The following is a 21927-nucleotide window of genomic DNA, read 5'->3' on the forward strand; positions in this document are numbered from 1 at the left end:
GTCTCATCTCCCATTGTCCTGCTTCTTTTCATTCCAAATTATATTCACATCATTTACCCATACGCCCAATCCTGGATCGCAAATTTCAAACTCTGCACCTTGCCCAACAGCCAGATTGCAGCCAGCGGCAATCCCATCGGGCTAATCAAAAATGCCATAACCTCCTATATTTAACCACTAAAAATTGGGTGAAAACTGCTCTCGTTTGGTCAAATCAAGTCAAACTATATCAGCCCGTTTAGGTATAAGAAAACCCCGGAAAACCTTGATTTTCCGGGGTGTTTGAACCATTTTGATATAGTCTGAGCAGTCGATTATCGCTTGCTGAACTGCGGAGCGCGACGAGCTGCTTTGAGACCGTACTTCTTACGTTCTTTCATACGTGGGTCACGAGTTAAGAATCCAGCAGCTTTCAGAACTGGTCTGTAGTCGTTGTCTGCCTGAAGAAGGGCTCTTGCAACACCATGTCTGATGGCACCAGCCTGTCCTGTGTATCCACCGCCATGAACGTTAACTAATACGTCAAATTTGCCTTCTGTTTCTGTTGCAGCTAAAGGCTGACGAACGATAACTTTCAGTGTATCTAATCCAAAATATTCATCGATATCTCTTTTATTGATTGTGATCTTACCGGTTCCAGGTACAAGATAAACTCTTGCGATTGATTTTTTTCTTCTTCCTGTTCCGTAGAATTTTGCGCTAGCCAATGTTTTCTACCTCCTAATTAAAATGTTAAAGCTTCTGGTTTCTGAGCTTCATGTTTGTGTTCCGGTCCTGCATATACGAAAAGTTTTGTGTACATGCTTCTTCCTAAAGGTCCTTTTGGAAGCATACCTTTAACTGCGAGCTCGATAACTCTCTCAGGTTTCTTTGCTAACATTTCTTTTAATGTGGTTTCTCTCATTCCACCTACATAATCGGAGTGATTGTAGTAGATTTTCTGCTCTAATTTCTTACCTGTAACTTTGATCTTGTCAGCGTTTACGATGATTACATAATCACCTGTGTCTACGTGTGGTGTAAACTGTGGTTTATTTTTTCCTCTTAAAACGCTTGCTACTCCGGATGCCAGACGGCCAAGAGTACATCCATCAGCGTCAACTACATACCATTTTCTTTCGATTTTATCTGGATTAGCCATATAAGTCTGCATGGTTTTACCTCCTGTTATTTATCAACGATAGTTTAATTAACCGCGGAATTTCCCGCGAATATAAGTTATTGGAAACGCCGGTGCTAAAAATGCGGAAATGTCCGAAACCGCTGATAAATACTTTCGCCTGGGCTATTTGGCTTAAGCATCTCGCACTACGTCACATTTGGTTATTATATTATAAGGGTTCTGTTCTGTCAATAGATTTTGTGTCGTTTTTTAAACTTTTTTCGTTACTCCCCCGTTTTTTGTTTTTCATCAAAAAAAACTGTTGATCAGTTATCCCACCGGCAATTATCGAAACGGATGATTTTCTCCTCCTGACTATCAATCAAAAAATTCAATCCCCATCAGTGTCAGTCCCTGCGCCGGTGCAGTCGGACCTGCCATTTCACGGTTGCAGGCTTCCAGAATTGTCTTTACTCTCTCAGGCGGATACTGTCCGTTTCCTACTTCAATCAGAGTTCCGGAGATGATTCGTACCATGTTGTAGAGGAATCCTGTTCCTGTTACACGTATGGTTACGATATCTCCGTCACGCCATACATCAATTCCTGTCACTGTACGGATAGTTGTTTTTACCTGCGCTTTTGCACCGCAGAAAGAAGCAAAATCATGCTGTCCGATCAGGTATGAGGTTGCTGCTTTCATCTTATCTACATCCAGTTTGTAGTGGTAGAAATAGGTGTATAAGCGCTCTGTCGGAACCGGGAATTTGCGATTCAGGATGCGGTATTCGTATGTTTTCTCGCTGTCGCAGTAACGGGGATGGAAATCCGGTTCTACTTCTTCAGAGAGCTGAATGCGGATATCTTCCGGAAGACGCTGGTTCAGTGCATAGGAAATCTTTTCCCCGGGAATACGTGTTTTGGTGTCAAATACTGCCACGTTTCCCATGGCATGAACCCCTGCGTCTGTACGGCTTGCACCGATCGTTTCTATCTTCTCGCCAAGAAGCTCGGACAATGTATCATTTAATACCCCCTGTACAGTAATCCCGTTTGGCTGTGTCTGCCAGCCACAGTAGTTGGTGCCGTCATATGCAACTACAAGACCAATTCTTTTCATCTGTTTTCCTCCATAAAAATTGAAAACTTTTGTTATAACAAAATAAACAATATGCTGTAATCCTTTCCTACCGGATTACAGCATATAAAATATCTTTATAAATTATATCAGTACTTTCTCAGATTCCCACAATTCTGAAAACAATGGCGATTCCCAGATAAGCCCACATCACCACATAGGAAATGTAGTCTCTGGACTCATAACGCAATGGCTTCATCTGGGTTCTGTTATCCCCTCCATGATAGCACCTTGCTTCCATGGCCATGGCCAGATCATTTGCTCTTCTGAACGCAGAAATAAACAGCGGAACCAGAAGCGGAATCATATTTTTTGCCTTCTGAATTATATTTCCGGTTTCAAAATCTGCGCCACGTGCAATCTGTGCTTTCATGATCTTATCGGTTTCCTCCATAAGGATTGGGATAAAACGCAGCGCAATAGACATCATCATGGCAATCTCGTGGATTGGCACATGAAGTTTATTTAACGGCCTGAGAAGTCGTTCCAGACCATCTGTAAGCTGATTGGGTGTGGTAGTCAGCGTCATAAGAGAAGAACCGATCACCAGATACGTCAGGCGGATGGCCATTCTTCCGGCCAGCTTCAGGCCCTCCTCTGTCACATGCAGGATTCCCCACTGCCAGAGAACCTTTCCGGGTGTCAGAAATATATTAAATACCACTGTGATCATAAGAAGCATCACGATTGCCTTCAGTCCCTTGAACATAAATTTCACAGGAACTTTGGAAAGAACGATCATCGCTGCCAGAAATATAGTTGCCACTGCATATCCCGGAAATGTATGGAATACAAAGACAGAGATGATGAACACCAGCGTACCCACCAGCTTTGCTCTCGGATCCATTTTGTGCAGAACGGAATCTGCAGGATAATACTGTCCTATTGTAATGTCTCGGATCATACTTCCTGCCCTCCCTCATTCTCTTCTTGTTCTGCAGACTTTTTATCCATTGTTTCCTTCTGAATGCTTAAATCTTCATCAGGCACATCTGAATGAGACTCTTTCGTCCCATCCTTAGTCAGATCAGCTTCCATCTCACTAATTAAGGTTTCTGCTTTGGCATTTTCTTTTTTCGACTGACTGTCTGAAACAGATTGTTTGTCACCGGACAATTTCCCGGGATTACATTTTCTTAAAACTGCAAGGATATTCTCTTTTGCCTCATCCACCGTTGTAGCAGTTACATCTACATCCAGGCCTTTTTCCTTCAACGCATGCATGATATAAGTAATCTGCGGTGCTGCAAGTCCCATGGCTTCCAGCTCTCTGTAATGAGCAAATACTGCTTTGGGAGCATCGTCATATGCGATTTCTCCGTCATTGACTACGATCAGTCTCTCCGCATATTTTGCAATATCCTCCATGCTGTGGGATACAAGGATAATGGTAATCCCTCTTACTTTATGAAGCTCTTCGATCTGGTCAAGGATATCATCTCGTCCTTTCGGATCCAGACCTGCAGTTGGCTCATCCAGAATAAGAATTTTCGGATTCATTGCCAGTACACCGGCAATAGCAACTCTTTTCTTCTGTCCGCCGGAAAGCTCAAAAGGGGATTTACTGAAATTTTTCTCCTTGAAACCTACGTGCTGCAGTGCTTTCTTTGCTTCTACTTCTGCCTCTTCCCTGGATAATCCCTGATTCATGGGACCAAAGCATACATCAGAAAGCACATCATTCTCAAAGAGCTGATGCTCCGGATACTGAAATACAAGACCAACCTCGCTTCGCAGGGCACGACGATCATATTTCTCTCCCCAGATATCCTCTCCATTATAAGTGATCGTACCGGAAGTTGGACGGATCAGCGCATTGAAATGCTGGATCAGTGTAGATTTCCCACTTCCTGTATGTCCGATAATTCCGATAAACTGTCCGTCCGGAATAGAAAGATTGATATCTTTCAGCGCATGGATCTCATAGGCAGTTCCCGGACTGTAGGTATAAGTTACATTTTTTAATTCTATTGACATAAGGCATTCACCAGCTCCTCTGTAGTCAGTATTCCCTCCGGAACATCCACTCCGGCTTTATGAAGTTCGTGTGCCAGAAGTGTTACCTGCGGCACATCCAGTCTGTATTCTTTCAGAGTTTCCACCTGTGAGAAAATCTCTCTGGGTGTTCCCTGCATCACCACTTCTCCGTTGTCCATAACATATACCTTGTCCGCATGAACAACTTCTTCCATATAGTGGGTGATCAGAATGACTGTCACTCCTTCCCGTCTGTTAAGGTCACTGACTGCCTCAAGAACTTCCTTTCGTCCATTCGGATCCAGCATTGCAGTTGGCTCATCCAAAATGATGCATTTCGGACGCATTGCCATGACACCGGCAATTGCAACTCTCTGCTTCTGTCCGCCGGAAAGTTTATTCGGAGAATGATAACGATAGGATGTCATTCCTGTTTTTTTCAGGCTCTCATCTACACGCTCCCAGATTTTCTCTGTGGGCACACCCATATTCTCCGGTCCGAACCCTACGTCTTCTTCTACTACAGTTCCTATGATCTGATTGTCAGGATTCTGAAAAACCATGCCCGCTTTCTGTCGGACTTTCCATAATTCCGGCTCTTTAGACGTGTCAATCCCATCTACCCACAAAGTTCCTTCCGTCGGAAGCAACAGCGCATTCAGGTGCTTTGCAAGAGTAGATTTTCCGGAACCATTATGTCCCAGAACAGCCACGAATTGTCCGGCTTCAATGTCCAGGTTTACATCATTGACAGCACGCTGCGTATCCTGCACGTTACCATCTTCATCATACTTGAGATAGTCAAATCCCAGCTTGAATGCCTTGATAATTCCCATAATATTTTTTGTCCTCGTATTTTGTCTGTCTGCTGCTTATTTTCACAGGAAAAGAATCCCGTCAGTAAACAGCGAATATTTATTTTTTCAGGCTTCTTCAGTAGCTGCCAGTCCGGTCAACTCGTCAATCAGAGCCCAGATCTCATCTCTTCCCTGCTTCGTCTCAGCAGAGAAAGGAATAATAATGCCATCTTTGCTCAGCTTCAGCCCTTCTTTGATTGCTTTGATATTTTTCTGAACCTGGCTTCGTTTGAGCTTGTCAAGCTTCGTTGCAATAATGATCGGCTCATAGCCATTGTTCAGAATCCAGTCATACATCATCTTGTCATTTGCAGACGGATCATGACGGATATCAATAAGAAGGAAAACCGCCTTCAGGTTTTTGGATGTATGAAGATATCTTTCGATCATCTTGCCCCATTTTTCCTTCTCAGACTGTGAAACCTTTGCGTATCCGTAACCAGGGAGGTCTACCAGATACATGGCTTCATTGATATTATAAAAGTTAATGGTCTGTGTTTTTCCCGGCTGTGCACTTGTTCTGGCAAGAGATTTCCGGTTCATCAGCCCGTTGATCAGCGATGATTTTCCCACATTTGATTTTCCTGCAAATGCAACCTCCGGTCTGTTGGTGTCCGGGAGTTTGCTGGTAATACCGCATACGATATCTAATGATACATTCTTAATAACCATTGATTTCCTCTCTTTTTTCACAACAAATGGTCAATCTTTACTGACTGACCATTTATTTTATACCAGTGCCTTATTAAGCACTTCCTTCATCGAACTTACAAAGGTAATGGTAAGTCCGTCTGTGATTTCCTTATCTAATTCCTGAATATCCGGTTTGTTTTCTGCCGGCACTAACACCTCTTTGATCTTAGCATATTTTGCCGCAAGAAGTTTTTCTTTCAAACCGCCGATCGGAAGAACTCTTCCTCTCAGTGTGATCTCACCGGTCATTGCAAGGTCTGCCCTTACCGGCTTCTTAATAATTGCGGAAAGGATTGCAGTTGCCATGGTAATACCTGCGGATGGTCCGTCTTTTGGTACTGCCCCTTCCGGAATATGCACATGAATATCGTTTTCCTGGAAAAATTCCGGCTCAACTTTATAGTCAGAAGCAATGGAACGAATGTAAGTAATACCTGCCTGTGCAGACTCTTTCATAACATCTCCCAACTGTCCGGTAAGCATCAGCTCACCTTTTCCGGGCATTACATTGACTTCAATCTGCAGTGTATCGCCGCCCACCTGTGTCCAGGCAAGCCCGCGGGAAATACCAATCTCATCTTTCTTATTTGCCATAAGATAGTTAAAATGCTCTTTTCCAAGAAAATCTGACAGATTCTTTGAAGTCACTGTAACTTTCTTTTTATCTTCTTCCATGATCAGACGTGCAGTTTTTCTGCATATCTGTCCGATGGTTCTCTCCAGGTTTCGAACTCCGGCTTCTTTTGTATAATTGTTGATGATCTTCTTAAGAGCCGCTGACTGGATTGTCAGTTTACCTTTCTCGATACCGTTCTCTTCCATCTGCTTCGGAATCAGATGTTCCTTTGCAATATGTTCCTTCTCATTCTCAGTATAACCTGCGATCTCGATCAGTTCCATACGGTCAAGAAGTGGTCTCGGAATGCCCTGAACATCGTTTGCAGTTGCAATAAACAGTACTTCTGAAAGATCCTGTGGAACCTCTATATAATGATCCATAAATCTGCTGTTCTGTTCCGGATCAAGCACCTCAAGAAGTGCCGCAGAAGTATCTCCTTTATAATCACTGCTGGTCTTGTCAATCTCATCCAGAAGCATCAGAGGATTGCTCACTCCTGCCTGCTGTAATGCTGCAGTGATCCTTCCCGGCATTGCTCCTACATAAGTCTTTCTGTGGCCCCGGATCTCAGCCTCATCTCTCACACCGCCCAGACAGATACGTACATATTTCTTATGCATTGCTTCTGCAATCGATCGGGCAATGGAGGTTTTACCTGTTCCGGGAGGTCCTACCAGACAAAGGATCGGACTTTTTCCCTTATGTGTCAGTTTGCGGACGGAAAGGAACTCCATCACACGCTCCTTCACATCTTTCAGACCGTAATGACCTTCCTGAAGTACTTTCCATGCTTCTTTCAGATCATCAGAATCTGTGGATTTCTTCTCCCACGGAAGTGCCAGCATGGTCTCAATATAACCACGCAGTACTGCATTCTCAGATACATTGCTGTTGGTATTCTTAAATCTCTCGATTTCTTTGCTGATCTTCTCTTTTACCTCATCGCCGGCCTGAAGTTCCTGGAGTTTCTTCTTAAACTCCTCTGCGTCATCCTCAGTATTATCCTCACCCAGTTCCTCACGTATCAGTTTCAGCTGCTCTCTGAGAATATATTCTCTCTGATTCTTATCAATTCTGGCCTTCACTTTTTTCTGGAGATCTCTGCCAATCTGCATGATCTCAATCTCATTTCCAAGGATTGCACCCAGAACTTCATAACGTTCCTCCAGTGTAAGTGCCTCCAGGATCTTCTGCTTATTCTGATAAGATAAAGGAATATTTACGGCAATCTGCTCAACCAGTTCCTCAACATTATCTATATTTAAAATCTGTGCTACCAGCTCTTTGCTGACTTTTCCATTTTCCATGCAGTATCTGTGGAATAATTCCTTAAGGCTTCTGTGCATGGCTTCCATCACTGGTTCCGGCATCTGCATTTCTTCTTCATCAACAGGTGTGATCTCACTTCTGATAAACGGAAACTCCTGCTCAAATTTCACAAGTGTGGCTCTTCCCGTTCCCTCTACAAGTACCCGTAAAAGGTTCTGCGGAAGTTTCACAACCTGTTTGATATAGGCAATGGTTCCTACATGATATACACCTGCCAGATCCGGTGATTCCACCTCAGGATCAATCTGAGTAACCAGAAAAATCTTCTGGTCATGAAGCATGGCAGCTTCAATCGCCTTGACAGAACGCTCCCTGCTCACATCAAAATGAACGATCATCCCTGGAAGGATGGTAGTCCCCCTGAGAGCGATCGCAGGCAGCACTATATTCTGATTTGTCATTTATTGTTCAGTCCCTTTCATCAGGCTGTTTCCGGTTTATCCTTCTTGTGTGTCCGGGACGTTCTTCTGCTTCCGGCTGTCTTCGCCTGTGCAGGAGCTTCTCCGCGGACGATCTCCGGCTCACCGGTGCCATCTACTACATCTTTGGTAATTGTACACTTGCGAATCGTGTCATCTGACGGAATCTTATACATCAGATCCATCAGTGAACCTTCCATGATCGCACGCAAACCTCTGGCTCCTGTCTTACGTTCCAGAGATTTCTTTGCGACCAGTTCAAGTGCATCATCTTCAAAATCAAGTTCAACACCATCCAGTTCAAATAATCTGTGATACTGTTTGGTAAGTGAGTTCTTCGGCTCTTTCAGAATACTGATCAGCGCATTCTCATCCAGCGCATCCAGAGTTACAACTACCGGCACACGACCGATAAACTCAGGAATCAGGCCGAATTTGATAAAGTCTTCCGGCATTACATCCTTCAGGATTTCACCCACATTTCTGTCTTCCTTAACAGAAACCTCTGCACCGAAACCGATGGACTTGGTATCCTGTCTGGACTCAATGATCTTCTCGATTCCGTCAAAAGCACCGCCGCAGATAAACAGAATATTTGTTGTATCAATCTGAAGAAACTCCTGATGAGGATGCTTGCGGCCACCCTGAGGCGGAACACTTGCCACTGTACCTTCCAGAATCTTCAGAAGTGCCTGCTGCACGCCTTCACCGGAAACATCGCGGGTTATGGATGGATTCTCAGATTTTCTTGTGATCTTATCAATCTCATCAATATAGATAATTCCGTACTGTGCACGTTCAATATCATAATCTGCTGCCTGAATGATCTTGAGAAGAATATTCTCAACATCCTCTCCTACATATCCGGCTTCTGTCAGTGTAGTAGCATCTGCAATAGCAAACGGTACATTCAGAAGTCTGGCAAGTGTCTGAGCCAGCAGAGTTTTACCTGAACCTGTAGGTCCAAGCATCAGAATATTACTCTTCTGAAGCTCTACATCAGAATTTTTTGATGCAAGGATTCTTTTATAGTGATTATAAACAGCAACGGAAAGAGCCTTTTTTGCTGCATCCTGACCAATTACATAATCATCCAGAACTGCATGGATCTCTTCCGGTTTTAACAGATTAATATCAGAATTCAAAACCTCGTCATCATAAGGATTTAATTCTTCCTCCATGATCTCTGAGCAGATGCCAATGCACTCGTCGCATATAAATACTTTACCATCCGGACCTGCGATCAGTTTTCTTACCTGATCTTCTGTCTTCTGGCAAAAGGAGCATCTTACTTTTCCTTCTCTCATTTTTTCTGCCATGAATTTATGTCTGTCCTTTCTCTATACTAACTAATAAGACTCCTGTGACGATTCACAGGAGTCTTATCTTTCGCATTATTTATGCATGACTACACCGTCAATCAGTCCATATGCCTTTGCTTCTTCAGCAGTCATATAGTTGTCCCGGTCTGTATCACGCTCAACAACTTCTATCGGCTGACCGGTATTTGCAGCCAATAACTCATTTAAAGTTCTCTTTGTCTGTGCGATATGATCTGCCACGATCTGGATCTCTGTTGCCTGTCCCTGCGCACCGCCGGATGGCTGATGGATCATGATAGTGGAATGCGGAAGAGCAAATCTCTTTCCTTTTGCACCGCCTGCCAGAAGAAAGGCACCCATGCTGGCAGCCATTCCAAGACAAATGGTAGAAACATCGCATTTAATATACTGCATGGTATCATAGATTGCCATGCCGGCTGTTACGGAACCGCCCGGGCTGTTGATATACAGCTGAATATCTTTACCGGGATCTTCTGCTTCCAGGAAAAGAAGCTGTGATACGATCAGTCCTGCACTCACATCATTTACTTCCTCACCAAGAAAAATGATTCTGTCCTTCAGAAGCCTTGAATAGATATCATAGCTTCTCTCTCCCCTGCTTGTCTGTTCAATGACATAAGGTACTAAACTCATATAAACGCCTCCATTTACGCGGCTGACTTTTTCCGAAAGAGGCAGACATCTGAACCTGTCTCTTTCCGGTTCTTAAAATTCGATTACTTTAAAATTAAACTTCCTTAGCAGCGTCAGCGATAACAGTAACTGCTTTCTGTACAGCCATGTCTTTCTTCATCTGCTCAAGTTCACGCTCTCCAAGTAATTCTTTTAACTTGTCAGCTTCCATTTTGTATGCTTCAGCCATCTTGGAGATCTCTTCATTTACTTCTTCCTCTGTTGGCTGAATGTTCTCAACTTCTGCTACTTTCTCAAGAACCAGTCTTGTCTGGATTCTCTTTAATGCCTGTGGTTTCATGTCTTCCATCATCTTGTCAGCTGTCATGCCAGTGAACTGGAAGTACTGGTCCATGGATAATCCCTGGGACTGCATTCTTCTGCTGAAATCATCAAGCATCTGACGGCACTGTGTCATAAGCATAGCTTCCGGAATATCCATCTGTGCATTTTCGATTGCTTTATCTACTGCTGCATCTTCTTTTGCACGTTTTGCTTCGTCTGCTTTCTTATCTTCAAGATTTGTTTTTACATGCTCTTTGTACTCTGCAAGTGTATCGAACTCAGAAACATCTTTTGCAAAATCATCATCCAGTTCAGGAAGTTCTTTTGCTTCGATCTTCTTAACTGCGCATTTGAAGATTGCTTCTTTACCTGCAAGTTCTTTTGCCTGATATTCTTCAGGGAATGTAACTTTTACGTCTACATCATCGCCAACTTTAGCACCAACAAGCTGTTCCTCGAATCCCGGGATAAATGTGTTGGAACCAAGTGTCAGAGGATACTCTGTAGCCTGTCCGCCATCGAAAGGTACTCCGTCTACAGATCCTTCGAAGTCGATTGTTACAATATCATTTAACTGAGCTGCGCGGTCTTCTACGCTGATTGTTCTGGAGTTTTTCTCCTGCTCTTTCTTGAGTTCAGCTTCTACGTCTTCGTCTGTTACTGTGATTTCAGTTTTCGGTACTTCTACACCTTTGTAATCACCTAATGTAACTTCCGGTTTAACAGCAACTTCTGCTGTGAAGATGAATGCTTTTCCAGGCTCAGCCTGTGTGATGTCGATTGTCGGCTGGGAAACGATCTCAAGTTCGCATTCAGCTAATGCTTTGCTGTAGTGTTCCGGAATCAGAGCGTTAACAGCATCTTCAAGGAATACTCCTTTGCCATACATCTGCTCGATCATTTTTCTTGGAGCTTTTCCTTTACGGAATCCAGGGATGGAAATTCTTCCTTTTGCTTTCTGGTATGCATTCTGCATTGCTTTTTCTAAATCTTCAGCGGCAACTTCGATAGTAAGTTTCGCCATGTTTTTTTCCATTTTTTCCACCTGTAAACTCATGTTACATGTTCCTCCTTAATTTTCAGGTTATGATTGCGACTGGTTTTTCAGCTGCGTTATATCATTCACAGTTTTTACCTATTTCTATATATTTAAGTCTAAGCTCCGCTCCCACTGTTGCAGAAGCGGGAGACCTCTCTATAACTCAATTATATATTTACAGTCATTGTAGCAGTATAGCACAAAAAATCCAAAAGTGCTAGTGTTTTTTCGCATAAAAATAAGGGTTTGAGGACGATTTAGCGGGTATATACTACTGATTCTGCGATTTCTTTTGCTTTTTCGTCATTTTCAAGCTGTGAAATCAGGGAAAGTGCGAAGTCTACAGCTGTTCCCAGACCACGGCTGGTGGTTATATTTCCATCTACTACCACATTGTCTTCGCTGGTCTTGGCACCGTCTCCTGCAATAATTTCCATGAAGGACGGATAAGAGGTGGCTTTGCGGTTTTTGAGGAATCCAAGACCTGAAAATACACTTGGTGCAGCACAGATAGCGGCGATTTTTTTGCCTTTGCTGTTGAAATCTGTCAGAAGGTCTGTAAGTGGTTTGTATCCTGCCAGATATTTAGTTCCCGGCATTCCTCCCGGGAGGACAAGCATGTCGGCATCTGCGAAGTCTGTTTCTGCGAATGTTGTATCAGTGAGCATGGTGATACCGTGAGATGTCTGGATCTGTTTGGTTTCTTTGATGGATACAGTTTTGATATCGATTTCTGCGCGGCGGAGAATGTCTACTACTGTGAGGCCTTCGATGTCTTCGAAGCCGTCGGCGAGGAAAATGTATACTTTTTTGCTCATTTTAGGTCCCTCCTGATTAATTTGTTTTGTAAAAGTTTTATCCTATTTTCTGCAATGGATTATAGCATTTTTTGTTTGGAGTTACAATGTTTGTTTGGAGCTTTCTGCTTTTACCATATCTCTGGTTTCAAGTCTTTCGGCAATGGATTGGGATATGTTTCACCGTTTAGGGTTTTTGTCAGTTCTTCTCTGGCTTTATTTACCAACTCTGGTTTTTGCAGGAAGTCTATGGCTGTGAGAGCCATGATCTTAGCGGCGTAGAGCATTCCTTTTTGAGCGATCGAGGATTTTCCCTGGGCTGCTGCCTGCCAGGAGTGGAGGGCGGTTCCTGCTGCGAATGTTGGGATGTTGAGATGGACGGTTGGTACCAGCCAGCTTACATCGCCCACATCAGTGGAGTATTTGAGATCACTGTACAGATTCTGGTATGCCATTGGCTCAAAGATTGGTTTTTTCATTACTTCAGCAGCTTTGGGGCCGAAGTAGTCCCGGGCAATTGTGGGGAGTTGATTTTTGTCCTGATCTGAGAGGGACTGTTGGAATTTTTGTGCGTAGGCATATTCTTCTTCAGTGTAAGTGATCGGACCCAGTTTTTCCAGATACGCATTCATGTGATCTGCCAGGATTTTGCTGGAGATCAGGTTTGAATATGCCGCTACCTGGCGTATTTCTACAGTAGTTTCAGTCATAAGTGCTGCGCCCCTGGCTATGTTGCATACGCGGTTATAGAGTTCTTTTACCTGGGTGATTTTTGGGGCGCGGATAGCATAAAGTACCTGAGCCCTGGACTGGACTACATTTGGGGCATCTCCGCCTGTATCTGTTATGGCATAGTGGATCCTGGCCTCATCTATCATGTGTTCACGCATGTAGTTTACGCCCACATCCATAAGCTCTACTGCATCCAGCGCAGAACGCCCCAGTTCAGGGCACATGGATGCATGGGCCGGAGTTCCGTGGAATGTAAAAAATACTCTGAAATTTGCCTTGGTGCTTCCGTAGCATGCACGCCGCCCCTGCTCCGGGTGCCAGCAAAGAGCCAGGTCACAGTCATTGAAATAGCCATCACGTACAAGAAAGGCCTTGCCGCCTGCGTTTTCTTCAGCAGGGCAGCCGTAATAACGGATCGTGCCTTGCAGGTTATGTTCTTTCACAAAGTCTTTTAATGCAATGGCAGAAGCAAGAGTTCCTGTTCCGATAAGCTGATGGCCGCATCCATGACCACAACTACCAGTATTTGCAGGAATTCTTTCTGCTGCATCTGCCTTCTGTGAAAGTCCCGGCAGTGCATCAAATTCTCCAAGGAATGCTATGACTGGTTTTCCTGATCCATATTCTGCAATAAATGCAGTCTTCTCTCCTGCCAGATCTGCTTTGATGGAAAACCCTGCCTGTTTTAATACATGCTGCAGCAATTCAGAAGATCTGTATTCCTGGAATCTGGGTTCTGCAAATTCCCAGATCTTATTGCTGATTTCAGCATAATAGTCTTTCTTACTGTCGATTTTTTCTGAGATTTCTTTTATGTATTCGTCTGTATGATCCATTCTGTTGTCCGCTTTCTTTTTTATATTTCCAGTCACATATCCGCACTTCACTTCACAGCATCAACAGTTATTCAAAAGTCTCTGATTCTCCATTTTCTTTGTATACTCAAGGCACAGCATTGTAATATCATCAAACTGGTCATTGTCTCCTACAAAAGCGTCAATATCCGCCTTTACAAGCTTCAGAGTTTCTTCCGGATTACTGCTTAAGCACTGCTGATTCAGAACATGATCCAGTCTGTCCATTCCGTACAGCTGCCTGTCCTTATCCGTTGCCTCTGTCACTCCATCTGTATACTGGAATATTTTGTCTCCGATATTCAGCTGAAGCTTTTGTTCCTTATATACGATGTCCTCTATCCCTGCAAGGACGAAACCAGCACGTATTTTGTAGGCTTCATAGGTGTTGGTTTCCCTGCGGTAAACAAACGGCATTTCATGTCCGGCGTTTACATACCTGAATTCACCGGTCACAAGATCCAGCACACCCTCAAAGGCTGTAATGAACATTCCGTTTTCATTGGATTCACACAGAATATTATTGACCTCTGTAAAGACTTCTCCCAGGTCTCTGCCCGGCTGTGTATGATCCTTGATCAGGGTTTTTCCGATAACCATGAAAAGTGCTGCCGGAACTCCCTTTCCGGAAACATCAGCCATAACAATCGCCATATGCCTGTCATCAACCATAAAGAAATCATAAAAATCTCCGCCAACTTCCTTTGCCGGTGTCATGGTCGCATAAATATCCATCTCATCCCTGTCAGGAAATGCAGGGAATATGCAGGGAAGCATGGAAGCCTGGATCTGTGTTGCCACGTTCAGCTCTGCTCCGATACGTTCCTTCTCAGCAGTCACCCGGGTAAGGTTATCCATATAGTTAATAATACTTTTCTGCATGGATTGGGTTGCGTGATAAAGTTCTTCTATCTCATCTCTGGTATGAATATCAAGATCTACGATGTTGTTCTCATCATACCCTTCCTCGCCATTGCCAAATTTGTGTGTTGCTTCTGTAAGCAGTTCAATAGGCCTGGATATTCTCTTTTTGATTTTTCTGGATATGTCCATACCGGCAGCCAGGATGATCAGAATGCAAAGACATACCATCAGTACAGTAAAACGAATGGTATTTCTGACAATCTCTGTCATGTCAATATCTACAAAGGCAACTGCACATTTTTCTCCGTCAGATGAAAGTACCGGCTCTCCGGCAGATGACAGCCATCCAAATTCTGTCCTGCTCACAGTAGGCTCCAGGCGTTCGTTTCCTTTCAGTTTATCAAATCTTTCCGAAAGCTCTTCCTTATAGCCAAGAGTCAGATAGCCTGACGAAGGATCAAACAGATACACACTGGAATGATCCTGGATCATCTGAATATACAGATATTCAATATTCATATCTGCCTGTATAGAATGAAGATATTCATTTATCCTCTCATAATTCTGATACATGCCTTTCGCTTTAAGCCAGTCTATAATCGGCTGTTCATCATCAGCTGCTACTGCTTTTTCCTGGATCTGTTCAAATTCCTCTGTGTCTATCTCTTTACACAGTTCTTCGATAAAATCCCCATTTACCTGATCTGATACCGTCTTCGCGATTTCAAGCGCTTTATCATTATAGAGTTTTCTATACTGTCTGTTATTCACAAGAGAACTTCCAAGAAGCATTAAAACCCCAACCACCAACATAGAACCGATGAGAAATTTAATCAGTTCAACATTCAGCTTTCGTCTTTTTTCCATGCTCTTTGACCTCCTTTTTTGTCTCTGTGTGCTGCAAATGTGGTGCTGATCAGGAAAGCTGCTGAAAGCACACTCACAAGAATCAGCACAAAGATAAGGCCTCTGCCTACACCAAGGACCAGCACATAGCCAAACACAAAGGAACCCAGAGACTGTGCACCATTCTCAAACAGGCTGTAAACCCCAAGTCCTCTGTCATATCCAAACCGTTCTACATCCTTCAGATCTGTAAAATAACTGGTAAGTAATGGAATCCCAAAGCTGTCTGCAACTCCAATCAATGCTAGTGCGATCAGAAGAGATGGTATATTCTGAAGCATTGCCACCTCCAGAAAAGCTGCTGCATAAATAAACGCAGCTGCTGCAAGCCCCAAATGCTTCCATCCTCTGTTGGAAAAGAATTCCGTGAGAGGAGTTCCCAGGATCAGTACAAAAATTCCGTTTAAAAGATAGGTATATCCAATATAGGTTTCCGAAAGTCCCCATTCAGAACCAACAATAGGAAACATATAATTCAGGAAATATCCACAGATCAGAAGCGGAATCATCATCAGCAGGAAAAAACTAATAATCCTTGGACGAAAGATAAACTGAACAATATTCATATGTGTATCTTCTGTTTCGCAGTTCTCCTCTTCGTTATCTGAAGTATATTTACTCATATACTTATTTGCTACCAGAAACAGCAGCACACTGAGTACTGCAGTGACAGCAAACAACGCTGTATAGGACATCCATTGCAGAAGGAAGCCACCAAACACAACTGCACAGTTTGCACCGCTCAGGGAGGATACACTGTAATAGGCATAGGCTCTGTTCTTCTCCTCATCAGGAAGCTCCACGATCATAAGATTGACAAGTAAAAGCAATACTCCCCAGCCTGCTCCAAGAAGCAGGGCGCTTAAAGTAAGCAGCCATATATTGGGAACCACTCGCAATCCAAGTCCTGCTGTAAGCAGTACAGAGCTTACAAAAACAGATCTCTTTGCCCCAAGCTTATTTATTACCTTTCCGCCAAGCGCTGAGAAAATGGCGCCGGATAACACCTCTGCAGATATAGGAACTGCTGCAAGCATGGCCGGTGATAATCCCTGTACTGACATCTTCTCAGAAATCTTCATTGCATAGATGGGAAGAATCGCACAGGTCAGATTTGTAAAAAAGAAAACAAGAAATACAATAAATCTGAAAATTTCCACAGGAAGTCTGCTATTGTTTTCCTCCTGTTTTCGTCTTTTCAGTTCCTGCCTTCCCTTTATAAAATAAATCACCTCAAAGGTAAGCATGAAAAATACTACCATAATTGCGATCAGGTTGATGATCAGAGACACCTGGATCTCTCTGCTTTTCTCTGTCAGACTGTTCATATCTGTTCCGACTTCTATAATCCCAATAATATCTCCGCTTTTATCCCGGATGGGACTATGGATAAATACAAAGCTTCCGGAGCTTGAGTTTGTAGCATAGGTTTTTGTAGCCCCCTGCTCCATAACCTCCTGAAGATCTGTGCCTTCATATTCCCAGTCATAGGGATAGGACACACAGATATCCTCTAGGGTATAGACCAGGGTAACCGTTCCGTCTTTTACTTTATAAAGTACACAGTACAGATCCTGTGAACTGTCAGAATCCGAGAAGAATACATCCCTTACTACCTGCCGGACCTGTCTGTAATCCTCATTCATAAAATCAGAAGGCTTTTCCAGCCTCTGAAATGCATCTGCAGGAAGTCTGTTTGTTACTGCTGATGCGGCAAATTTCTCTCTTGTATAGGTTTCATCGACCAGCAGACTTTGAAACTGCGGAAACAAGGTGCCAATAAACAGAGCCGCAACTCCCACAATAATCCCTATGACTGCCATGGTAATCTTTGCATAAAAGCTGAATTTTTTTACCAGTATCTTTAACAAAGTCACCGCCAAAAGCAAAGCAGCAGCGACAATCACTGCACAGGCAGCCCACAACAGGCAGTTCCATACCTGCAGTTTTCCTGATAACGGAACGTCCCAGAACTGTTCATAATCCTCTCCGTTCCACAATATAACAGAATAATTGGTGGAAGAAACCAAGATTCCCGGTGCACTCACATGATATGCGATCTCTCTTTCCTTCAAAGACGCTTCCACAGTAAGTCTGTCTGTACTTCCTGTATTTTCCATATCACAGGGTATCCGTATGATATCCCTGAGACCAATATCAGCTGAATAAAGCACTCCATCCGAGTAACTGATCTCCTGCGGAATACTTCCGTCAACTGTATCACTGTCATAGAGCAGTTCATCCTGTCCGCTGTCTGTATATTTATAAATTTTACCGTCATAAGTCACATAAAACAGACTATCACTGTCTCTATCATAAGCACAACACAAAATCCTGTCCTGCGCATCAGCAACAGAAAAAACTTTCGAGCTTCCCTGTTCTGTGTTACTGACCAGAATGCCCTCCTTTTCCTTTTGCATGTAGACCACACCATGCTCGGTGGGTACCATTCCCACAATGTTGCGCCTTACACTACCCTTCTCTGCTTCTACAGAAGCAACCGTTGATATATATTTTCCCTTTGATGACAGTTTGACGATTCCTTCACTGGCAATCTGAACTCCCTGCTCAATACGGACATCATGAAGATACACATTCCCATCTCCGTCTGCCACAACCCGCTCAGCACTCAGAAAACTTTTATCAGAGGCACATGCCCGCCATAAAAGCCTTCCGTCAGCAGATATTTTCAATATTTTCCTGTTGGAATCATCAATCACATAAGTACATCCATCCCCATCTCCGGATGCATAGGATACTGAAGAAAATGTATAAGGTTTAAAAGGATTGGTAAACATCCATTCCCTGCCTGCATACACTACAAAAACAGAACATACTGTCAAAAGCAGCATAATTATTAAAATCCACTGTTTTTTTCTCTTATGTTCCATGCACCTTAACCTCTTTCTGTTAATGTAAGTTTTGATAGCAGAGTATGGGCAGGCGCCATATGCTCTTTATAATAACGCAGATTTTCAACTCCCATATCTTCTGTGTAATTGATCGTATCTGCAGACTGCAGATATCGTTCAAAGCTTTCCCGCAACAAATACTCATTAATTCCCTTGATCCGGTTAACTGCATTTTTATACTGATATACGCCAAGTCCGTTACGGCAGCTCACAATACAAAGTCCTGCCATTTTTCCCTCTACTCTTACAAGAATTCCATTAATCCTGATTTTATCAAAAACAGGAACCAGATTGTCGATCACCCGGAGCAGGCAGCCACAGTGGCACTCCTCACAAGTTTTCTCCCCACACCATTCCCTTTCCATAAATTCCCGGATTTCCTCCCGATGTAAAGGGGTTATCTCTTCTGTCTCATATGCAAATCTGCGTTTGAAATAATTATAACGGTAACGGTCATCCTGCATATCCATACCTGCCAGAAACTGCTCAGGCGTAAAGGTATAATCCATATAATCACGGTTATCCTCTATTTCAAACTGAATGCCGCTGGCTTCATAATAAGGAAGCATCCATGGAACCACATCCATAATGATCAGCTGTGCATCAAATCCCGTAAAATCTTCCTTCAGGATCTGCATAGCTTTCTTTATCTTTTCCTCCGTATAGTTTCCTACAAACGGAACAGCTACCGGATACCCTTCTGTATTCAAATATGTAATATTGATTAAAAGCCCTTCTGCTATTTTGAAGTAGGTGGGATAGGAATCTCTCCATCCAATCAAATTCAAAAAGCTGGTGTTGGCTGACCAGTGTTCATTCATACTGTCATAATACGGATCAAACAGGCTCTGATCCTCCACTCTAAGTTCCTGATAACCACGCGCAAGGAAGATTTCCAGCATTTTCTGTGGTATTTTATAATATTTTTTTGTATCTGATTTCATACGGCCTCCTCTGAATATCAGTGCATAATCTCCAGCTATGATCGTGAGAAATATTTACAGCTACGCACTTACAAATATTATATCTCCATTTTTCAAATATTCCAACATAATATTAAAGTTGTTGGTTATATTCATTCTTTATAATAAAAATATGGCTTTGCGAAGCTATTCCACAAAGCCATATTTTTATTCTATTCTATCGTCAGGATATCTCGGGTTTTCTGTGACCTTCGCTCACAAAAAACACCTCGCGGGATATTACCAGTGAACAGTAACCACATAAGTTCTATTTTCTCAATATCACACATATTTTTCTTGTCTCATACTCACCATAAGTGTTATCATAATCATAAAACTGTACTGTCATTTCATATTTAAGGAGGAACATTTCTCATGGAAATCGAACGCAAATTTTTAATATCCAAAGAAAATCTGCCTGCAGATCTTAATTCTTATCCACATCACAGACTGGAACAGGGTTACTTATCCACCGCACCGGTAGTCCGTATCCGCAAAGAGGATGATAACTACTATCTTACCTATAAATCCAAAGGTCTTATGACCCGCGAGGAATATAATCTTCCACTTACCAAAGAATCCTATGAACATATGCGTCCAAAAGCTGACGGAATCCTCATTTCCAAAACCCGCTATCTTATCCCGGAAAAAGATGGACTCACCATTGAACTGGATGTATTTGATGCTCCTTATGAAGGACTCTATCTCGCAGAAGTGGAATTTTCTTCTGAAGAACAGGCGCTCAGTTATAATCCACCCGTATGGTTTGGCGAAGATGTTACGAACTCCGGTAAATATCATAACAGTCGTCTGAGTCAGGGAAATTTATAATAAAATAAAACAGCTCCGAAATATTGTTCTGTTAATATGTATTTGCAGGAATTGTAGTAACTCTTAGGTTCTGGAAATTCGCGTTATAAAAAATCCGCTCACTGTCTGAGCCGCTTTGTGACGAGTTTGAGCGGATTTTTTATGGTTTTAGCGGATTTTCAGAGCCTTAGAGTTACTGAGATTACATCTTTTTACCTTTTTCAGCAGCTCCATTCAGAGCTTCAAAGACAGCACTTCTGAATCCCTTCTGTTCCAGGATTCTTACTCCCTCGATGGTGGTTCCGGCAGGAGAGCATACCATGTCTTTTAATTCACCCGGATGCATACCTGTTTCCAGTACCATTTTCGCACTTCCCAATACAGACTGTGCCGCAAACTGATATGCCTGTTTTCTTGGCATTCCCTGAGCTACCGCTGCATCTGCCATTGCTTCTATAAACATGAATACATAAGCCGGTGAACAGCCACTTACAGCACCTACAGCATCCATCAGGCGCTCCGGAACTACTTCTGTACGGCCAAAGCTGTCTGTGATCTCACAGATCTGAGCCAGTTCTTCTGCCGATACTTTCTCATTGGCACATACACCAGTCATACCCTCCCCAACCTGAGCAGGAGTATTCGGCATCATTCTTACCACTTTCAGAGGCTGTCCACATTTTTCTTCTAACCAGGCAAGAGTTTTCCCCGGCGCAATGCCTACAACTGTGTGTTCCGGTGTCAGTTCATCTTTTACTTCATTCAGCACTTCTTCATAAAACTGCGGTTTCACGGCCAGGAAAACCAGTTTTGTGTTTTTTACCACTTCATGGTTATCCAGGGTTGTAACCACTCCCAGCTTTTCTCTGCTTCGTTTGCTTCCTTCTTCTGTAAGATTGGAAACAATAATCTCATCTTTTTTATAAAGTCCTTTTTTCAGCATACCACTGATCATGGCAGAAGCCATATTTCCGCATCCGATAAATCCGATTTTCATAAATCTGCTCCTCTCTTGCAATTCCTGTTGTTTTCTGATAATTTATAACTGCTTTTTTCATATCTTTTTCTTGTTATAGATAATAATAATCATCCAGCAATCTGCCGTAAAATACTGAACAGTTACAGATAATTATAATTCATTACTGTCCAATATGACTGTAAAGGGACCGTCATTCACAAGCTCCACTTTCATATCTGCCCCAAATTCTCCCTGCTCGACAATATCAATATGTTCTTTGCATCTGGCAATTATGTATTTGTACAGATTTTCAGCCATATCAGGGGCCCCTGCTCTTATAAAGGAAGGTCTGTTTCCTCTTTTACAGTCAGCATATAATGTGAACTGGGAAATAAGCAGAAGACTTCCGCCCACCTCCTTCAGGCCAAGGTTTGTCTTACCGTTTTCATCTTCGAAAATACGCATATTAACCATTTTATGGATCATTTTATCTGCGATTTCAACGGTATCTTCTTCTCCTACTCCGATGAGAACCATAAAGCCCTTGCCTATCTGGCCTCGTACTTCACCATTAATTGTCACTTTTGAATGCATTACTCTCTGAATTACAAAACGCATAATTCACTCTCCTTAATCAACGGATTTCTGTCTGTTGATAGA

At 42.9% G+C, this 21927-nt stretch carries 18 protein-coding genes and 2 pseudogenes; 1 reads left to right on the forward strand and 19 read right to left on the reverse strand.

Annotated features, from left to right (window positions below):
- Positions 1-53: 53 nt before the first annotated feature.
- From LJE12_RS10275 to LJE12_RS10355, 17 genes and pseudogenes are all read right to left on the reverse strand, one after another.
- Positions 54-161: pseudogene (locus tag LJE12_RS10275) on the reverse strand (CD1845 family protein); the annotation flags it as partial.
- Positions 162-314: 153 nt separating this feature from the next.
- On the reverse strand, positions 315-707 hold the full coding sequence (gene rpsI, locus LJE12_RS10280; protein ID WP_008705974.1) for a 30S ribosomal protein S9: 393 nt from the start codon (positions 705-707) through the stop codon (positions 315-317).
- A gap of 17 nt (positions 708-724) precedes the next feature.
- Positions 725-1153 (reverse strand): 50S ribosomal protein L13, encoded by a 429-nt coding sequence (gene rplM, locus LJE12_RS10285; RefSeq protein ID WP_008705976.1) that lies wholly within the window; start codon positions 1151-1153, stop codon positions 725-727.
- Positions 1154-1480: 327 nt separating this feature from the next.
- Positions 1481-2221 (reverse strand): tRNA pseudouridine(38-40) synthase TruA, encoded by a 741-nt coding sequence (gene truA / locus LJE12_RS10290; RefSeq protein WP_227226918.1) that lies wholly within the window; start codon positions 2219-2221, stop codon positions 1481-1483.
- A 118-nt stretch (positions 2222-2339) separates the two neighbouring features.
- On the reverse strand, positions 2340-3143 hold the full coding sequence (locus tag LJE12_RS10295) for an energy-coupling factor transporter transmembrane component T family protein (protein ID WP_196002762.1): 804 nt from the start codon (positions 3141-3143) through the stop codon (positions 2340-2342).
- A 227-nt stretch (positions 3144-3370) separates the two neighbouring features.
- Positions 3371-4216 (reverse strand): annotated as a pseudogene (locus LJE12_RS10300) (energy-coupling factor transporter ATPase); the annotation flags it as partial.
- Complete coding sequence (locus tag LJE12_RS10305; RefSeq protein ID WP_025580712.1) at positions 4207-5052, reverse strand: energy-coupling factor transporter ATPase; 846 nt, start codon at positions 5050-5052, stop codon at positions 4207-4209. The pseudogene LJE12_RS10300 and the gene LJE12_RS10305, both read right to left, overlap by 10 nt.
- An 87-nt stretch (positions 5053-5139) precedes the next feature.
- Entirely contained in the window at positions 5140-5745 is a 606-nt protein-coding gene (yihA, locus tag LJE12_RS10310) for a ribosome biogenesis GTP-binding protein YihA/YsxC (protein WP_008705985.1), read from the reverse strand.
- A gap of 57 nt (positions 5746-5802) precedes the next feature.
- The gene (gene lon, locus LJE12_RS10315; RefSeq protein ID WP_173702485.1) at positions 5803-8115 is read right to left on the reverse strand and encodes an endopeptidase La; all 2313 of its coding nucleotides are present in this window, start codon (positions 8113-8115) and stop codon (positions 5803-5805) included.
- A gap of 20 nt (positions 8116-8135) precedes the next feature.
- Positions 8136-9452: an ATP-dependent Clp protease ATP-binding subunit ClpX gene (clpX, locus tag LJE12_RS10320; protein WP_026649519.1), complete on the reverse strand. Its 1317-nt coding sequence runs from the start codon at positions 9450-9452 to the stop codon at positions 8136-8138.
- 75 nt (positions 9453-9527) lie between these two features.
- Complete coding sequence (gene clpP, locus LJE12_RS10325) at positions 9528-10109, reverse strand: ATP-dependent Clp endopeptidase proteolytic subunit ClpP (protein ID WP_008705991.1); 582 nt, start codon at positions 10107-10109, stop codon at positions 9528-9530.
- A gap of 94 nt (positions 10110-10203) precedes the next feature.
- Positions 10204-11490: a trigger factor gene (tig, locus tag LJE12_RS10330; protein ID WP_008705993.1), complete on the reverse strand. Its 1287-nt coding sequence runs from the start codon at positions 11488-11490 to the stop codon at positions 10204-10206.
- A 239-nt stretch (positions 11491-11729) separates the two neighbouring features.
- Positions 11730-12290, reverse strand: a complete 561-nt coding sequence (locus tag LJE12_RS10335; RefSeq protein ID WP_227226919.1) for a DJ-1 family glyoxalase III — start codon at positions 12288-12290, stop codon at positions 11730-11732.
- 110 nt (positions 12291-12400) lie between these two features.
- Positions 12401-13837, reverse strand: coding sequence for a M20 family metallopeptidase (locus LJE12_RS10340; RefSeq protein ID WP_227226920.1), 1437 nt, complete (start codon positions 13835-13837; stop codon positions 12401-12403).
- A gap of 60 nt (positions 13838-13897) precedes the next feature.
- A complete protein-coding gene (locus LJE12_RS10345; RefSeq protein ID WP_195284363.1) occupies positions 13898-15586 on the reverse strand; it encodes a SpoIIE family protein phosphatase in 1689 nt (562 codons plus the stop codon).
- Positions 15565-18516: an MFS transporter gene (locus tag LJE12_RS10350; RefSeq protein ID WP_227226921.1), complete on the reverse strand. Its 2952-nt coding sequence runs from the start codon at positions 18514-18516 to the stop codon at positions 15565-15567. Before LJE12_RS10350 ends, LJE12_RS10345 begins: the two co-directional genes overlap by 22 nt.
- Before the next feature lie 5 nt (positions 18517-18521).
- Positions 18522-19481 carry a phosphatidylglycerol lysyltransferase domain-containing protein gene (locus LJE12_RS10355; RefSeq protein WP_195284364.1) on the reverse strand — a complete coding sequence of 320 codons (960 nt, stop codon included), beginning with the start codon at positions 19479-19481 and terminating at the stop codon, positions 18522-18524.
- Positions 19482-19874: 393 nt separating this feature from the next.
- On the opposite strand from LJE12_RS10355, the gene LJE12_RS10360 reads away from it, so the two are divergent.
- On the forward strand, positions 19875-20330 hold the full coding sequence (locus LJE12_RS10360; protein ID WP_008706005.1) for a CYTH domain-containing protein: 456 nt from the start codon (positions 19875-19877) through the stop codon (positions 20328-20330).
- 181 nt (positions 20331-20511) lie between these two features.
- On the opposite strand, the gene proC is transcribed toward LJE12_RS10360, so the two are convergent.
- Together proC and dtd are read right to left on the reverse strand one after the other, a co-directional pair.
- Positions 20512-21306, reverse strand: coding sequence for a pyrroline-5-carboxylate reductase (gene proC, locus LJE12_RS10365; RefSeq protein ID WP_195284365.1), 795 nt, complete (start codon positions 21304-21306; stop codon positions 20512-20514).
- Between the two features lie 132 nt (positions 21307-21438).
- Complete coding sequence (gene dtd / locus LJE12_RS10370; RefSeq protein ID WP_008706007.1) at positions 21439-21885, reverse strand: D-aminoacyl-tRNA deacylase; 447 nt, start codon at positions 21883-21885, stop codon at positions 21439-21441.
- Positions 21886-21927: the final 42 nt, after the last annotated feature.

Source organism: Blautia sp. DFI.6.71, from assembly GCF_020593585.1.
Lineage (GTDB): Bacteria > Bacillota > Clostridia > Lachnospirales > Lachnospiraceae > Blautia_A > Blautia_A wexlerae.

Coding starts and splice junctions, on each gene's coding strand:
- rplM (WP_008705976.1), bottom strand. CDS start 1,153: ATGCAGACTTATATGGCTAATCCAGATAAAATCGAAAGAAAATGGTAT.
- truA (WP_227226918.1), bottom strand. CDS start 2,221: ATGAAAAGAATTGGTCTTGTAGTTGCATATGACGGCACCAACTACTGT.
- LJE12_RS10295 (WP_196002762.1), bottom strand. CDS start 3,143: ATGATCCGAGACATTACAATAGGACAGTATTATCCTGCAGATTCCGTT.
- LJE12_RS10305 (WP_025580712.1), bottom strand. CDS start 5,052: ATGGGAATTATCAAGGCATTCAAGCTGGGATTTGACTATCTCAAGTAT.
- yihA (WP_008705985.1), bottom strand. CDS start 5,745: ATGGTTATTAAGAATGTATCATTAGATATCGTATGCGGTATTACCAGC.
- lon (WP_173702485.1), bottom strand. CDS start 8,115: ATGACAAATCAGAATATAGTGCTGCCTGCGATCGCTCTCAGGGGGACT.
- clpX (WP_026649519.1), bottom strand. CDS start 9,452: ATGGCAGAAAAAATGAGAGAAGGAAAAGTAAGATGCTCCTTTTGCCAG.
- clpP (WP_008705991.1), bottom strand. CDS start 10,109: ATGAGTTTAGTACCTTATGTCATTGAACAGACAAGCAGGGGAGAGAGA.
- tig (WP_008705993.1), bottom strand. CDS start 11,490: ATGAGTTTACAGGTGGAAAAAATGGAAAAAAACATGGCGAAACTTACT.
- LJE12_RS10335 (WP_227226919.1), bottom strand. CDS start 12,290: ATGAGCAAAAAAGTATACATTTTCCTCGCCGACGGCTTCGAAGACATC.
- LJE12_RS10340 (WP_227226920.1), bottom strand. CDS start 13,837: ATGGATCATACAGACGAATACATAAAAGAAATCTCAGAAAAAATCGAC.
- LJE12_RS10345 (WP_195284363.1), bottom strand. CDS start 15,586: ATGGAAAAAAGACGAAAGCTGAATGTTGAACTGATTAAATTTCTCATC.
- LJE12_RS10350 (WP_227226921.1), bottom strand. CDS start 18,516: ATGGAACATAAGAGAAAAAAACAGTGGATTTTAATAATTATGCTGCTT.
- LJE12_RS10355 (WP_195284364.1), bottom strand. CDS start 19,481: ATGAAATCAGATACAAAAAAATATTATAAAATACCACAGAAAATGCTG.
- LJE12_RS10360 (WP_008706005.1), top strand. CDS start 19,875: ATGGAAATCGAACGCAAATTTTTAATATCCAAAGAAAATCTGCCTGCA.
- proC (WP_195284365.1), bottom strand. CDS start 21,306: ATGAAAATCGGATTTATCGGATGCGGAAATATGGCTTCTGCCATGATC.
- dtd (WP_008706007.1), bottom strand. CDS start 21,885: ATGCGTTTTGTAATTCAGAGAGTAATGCATTCAAAAGTGACAATTAAT.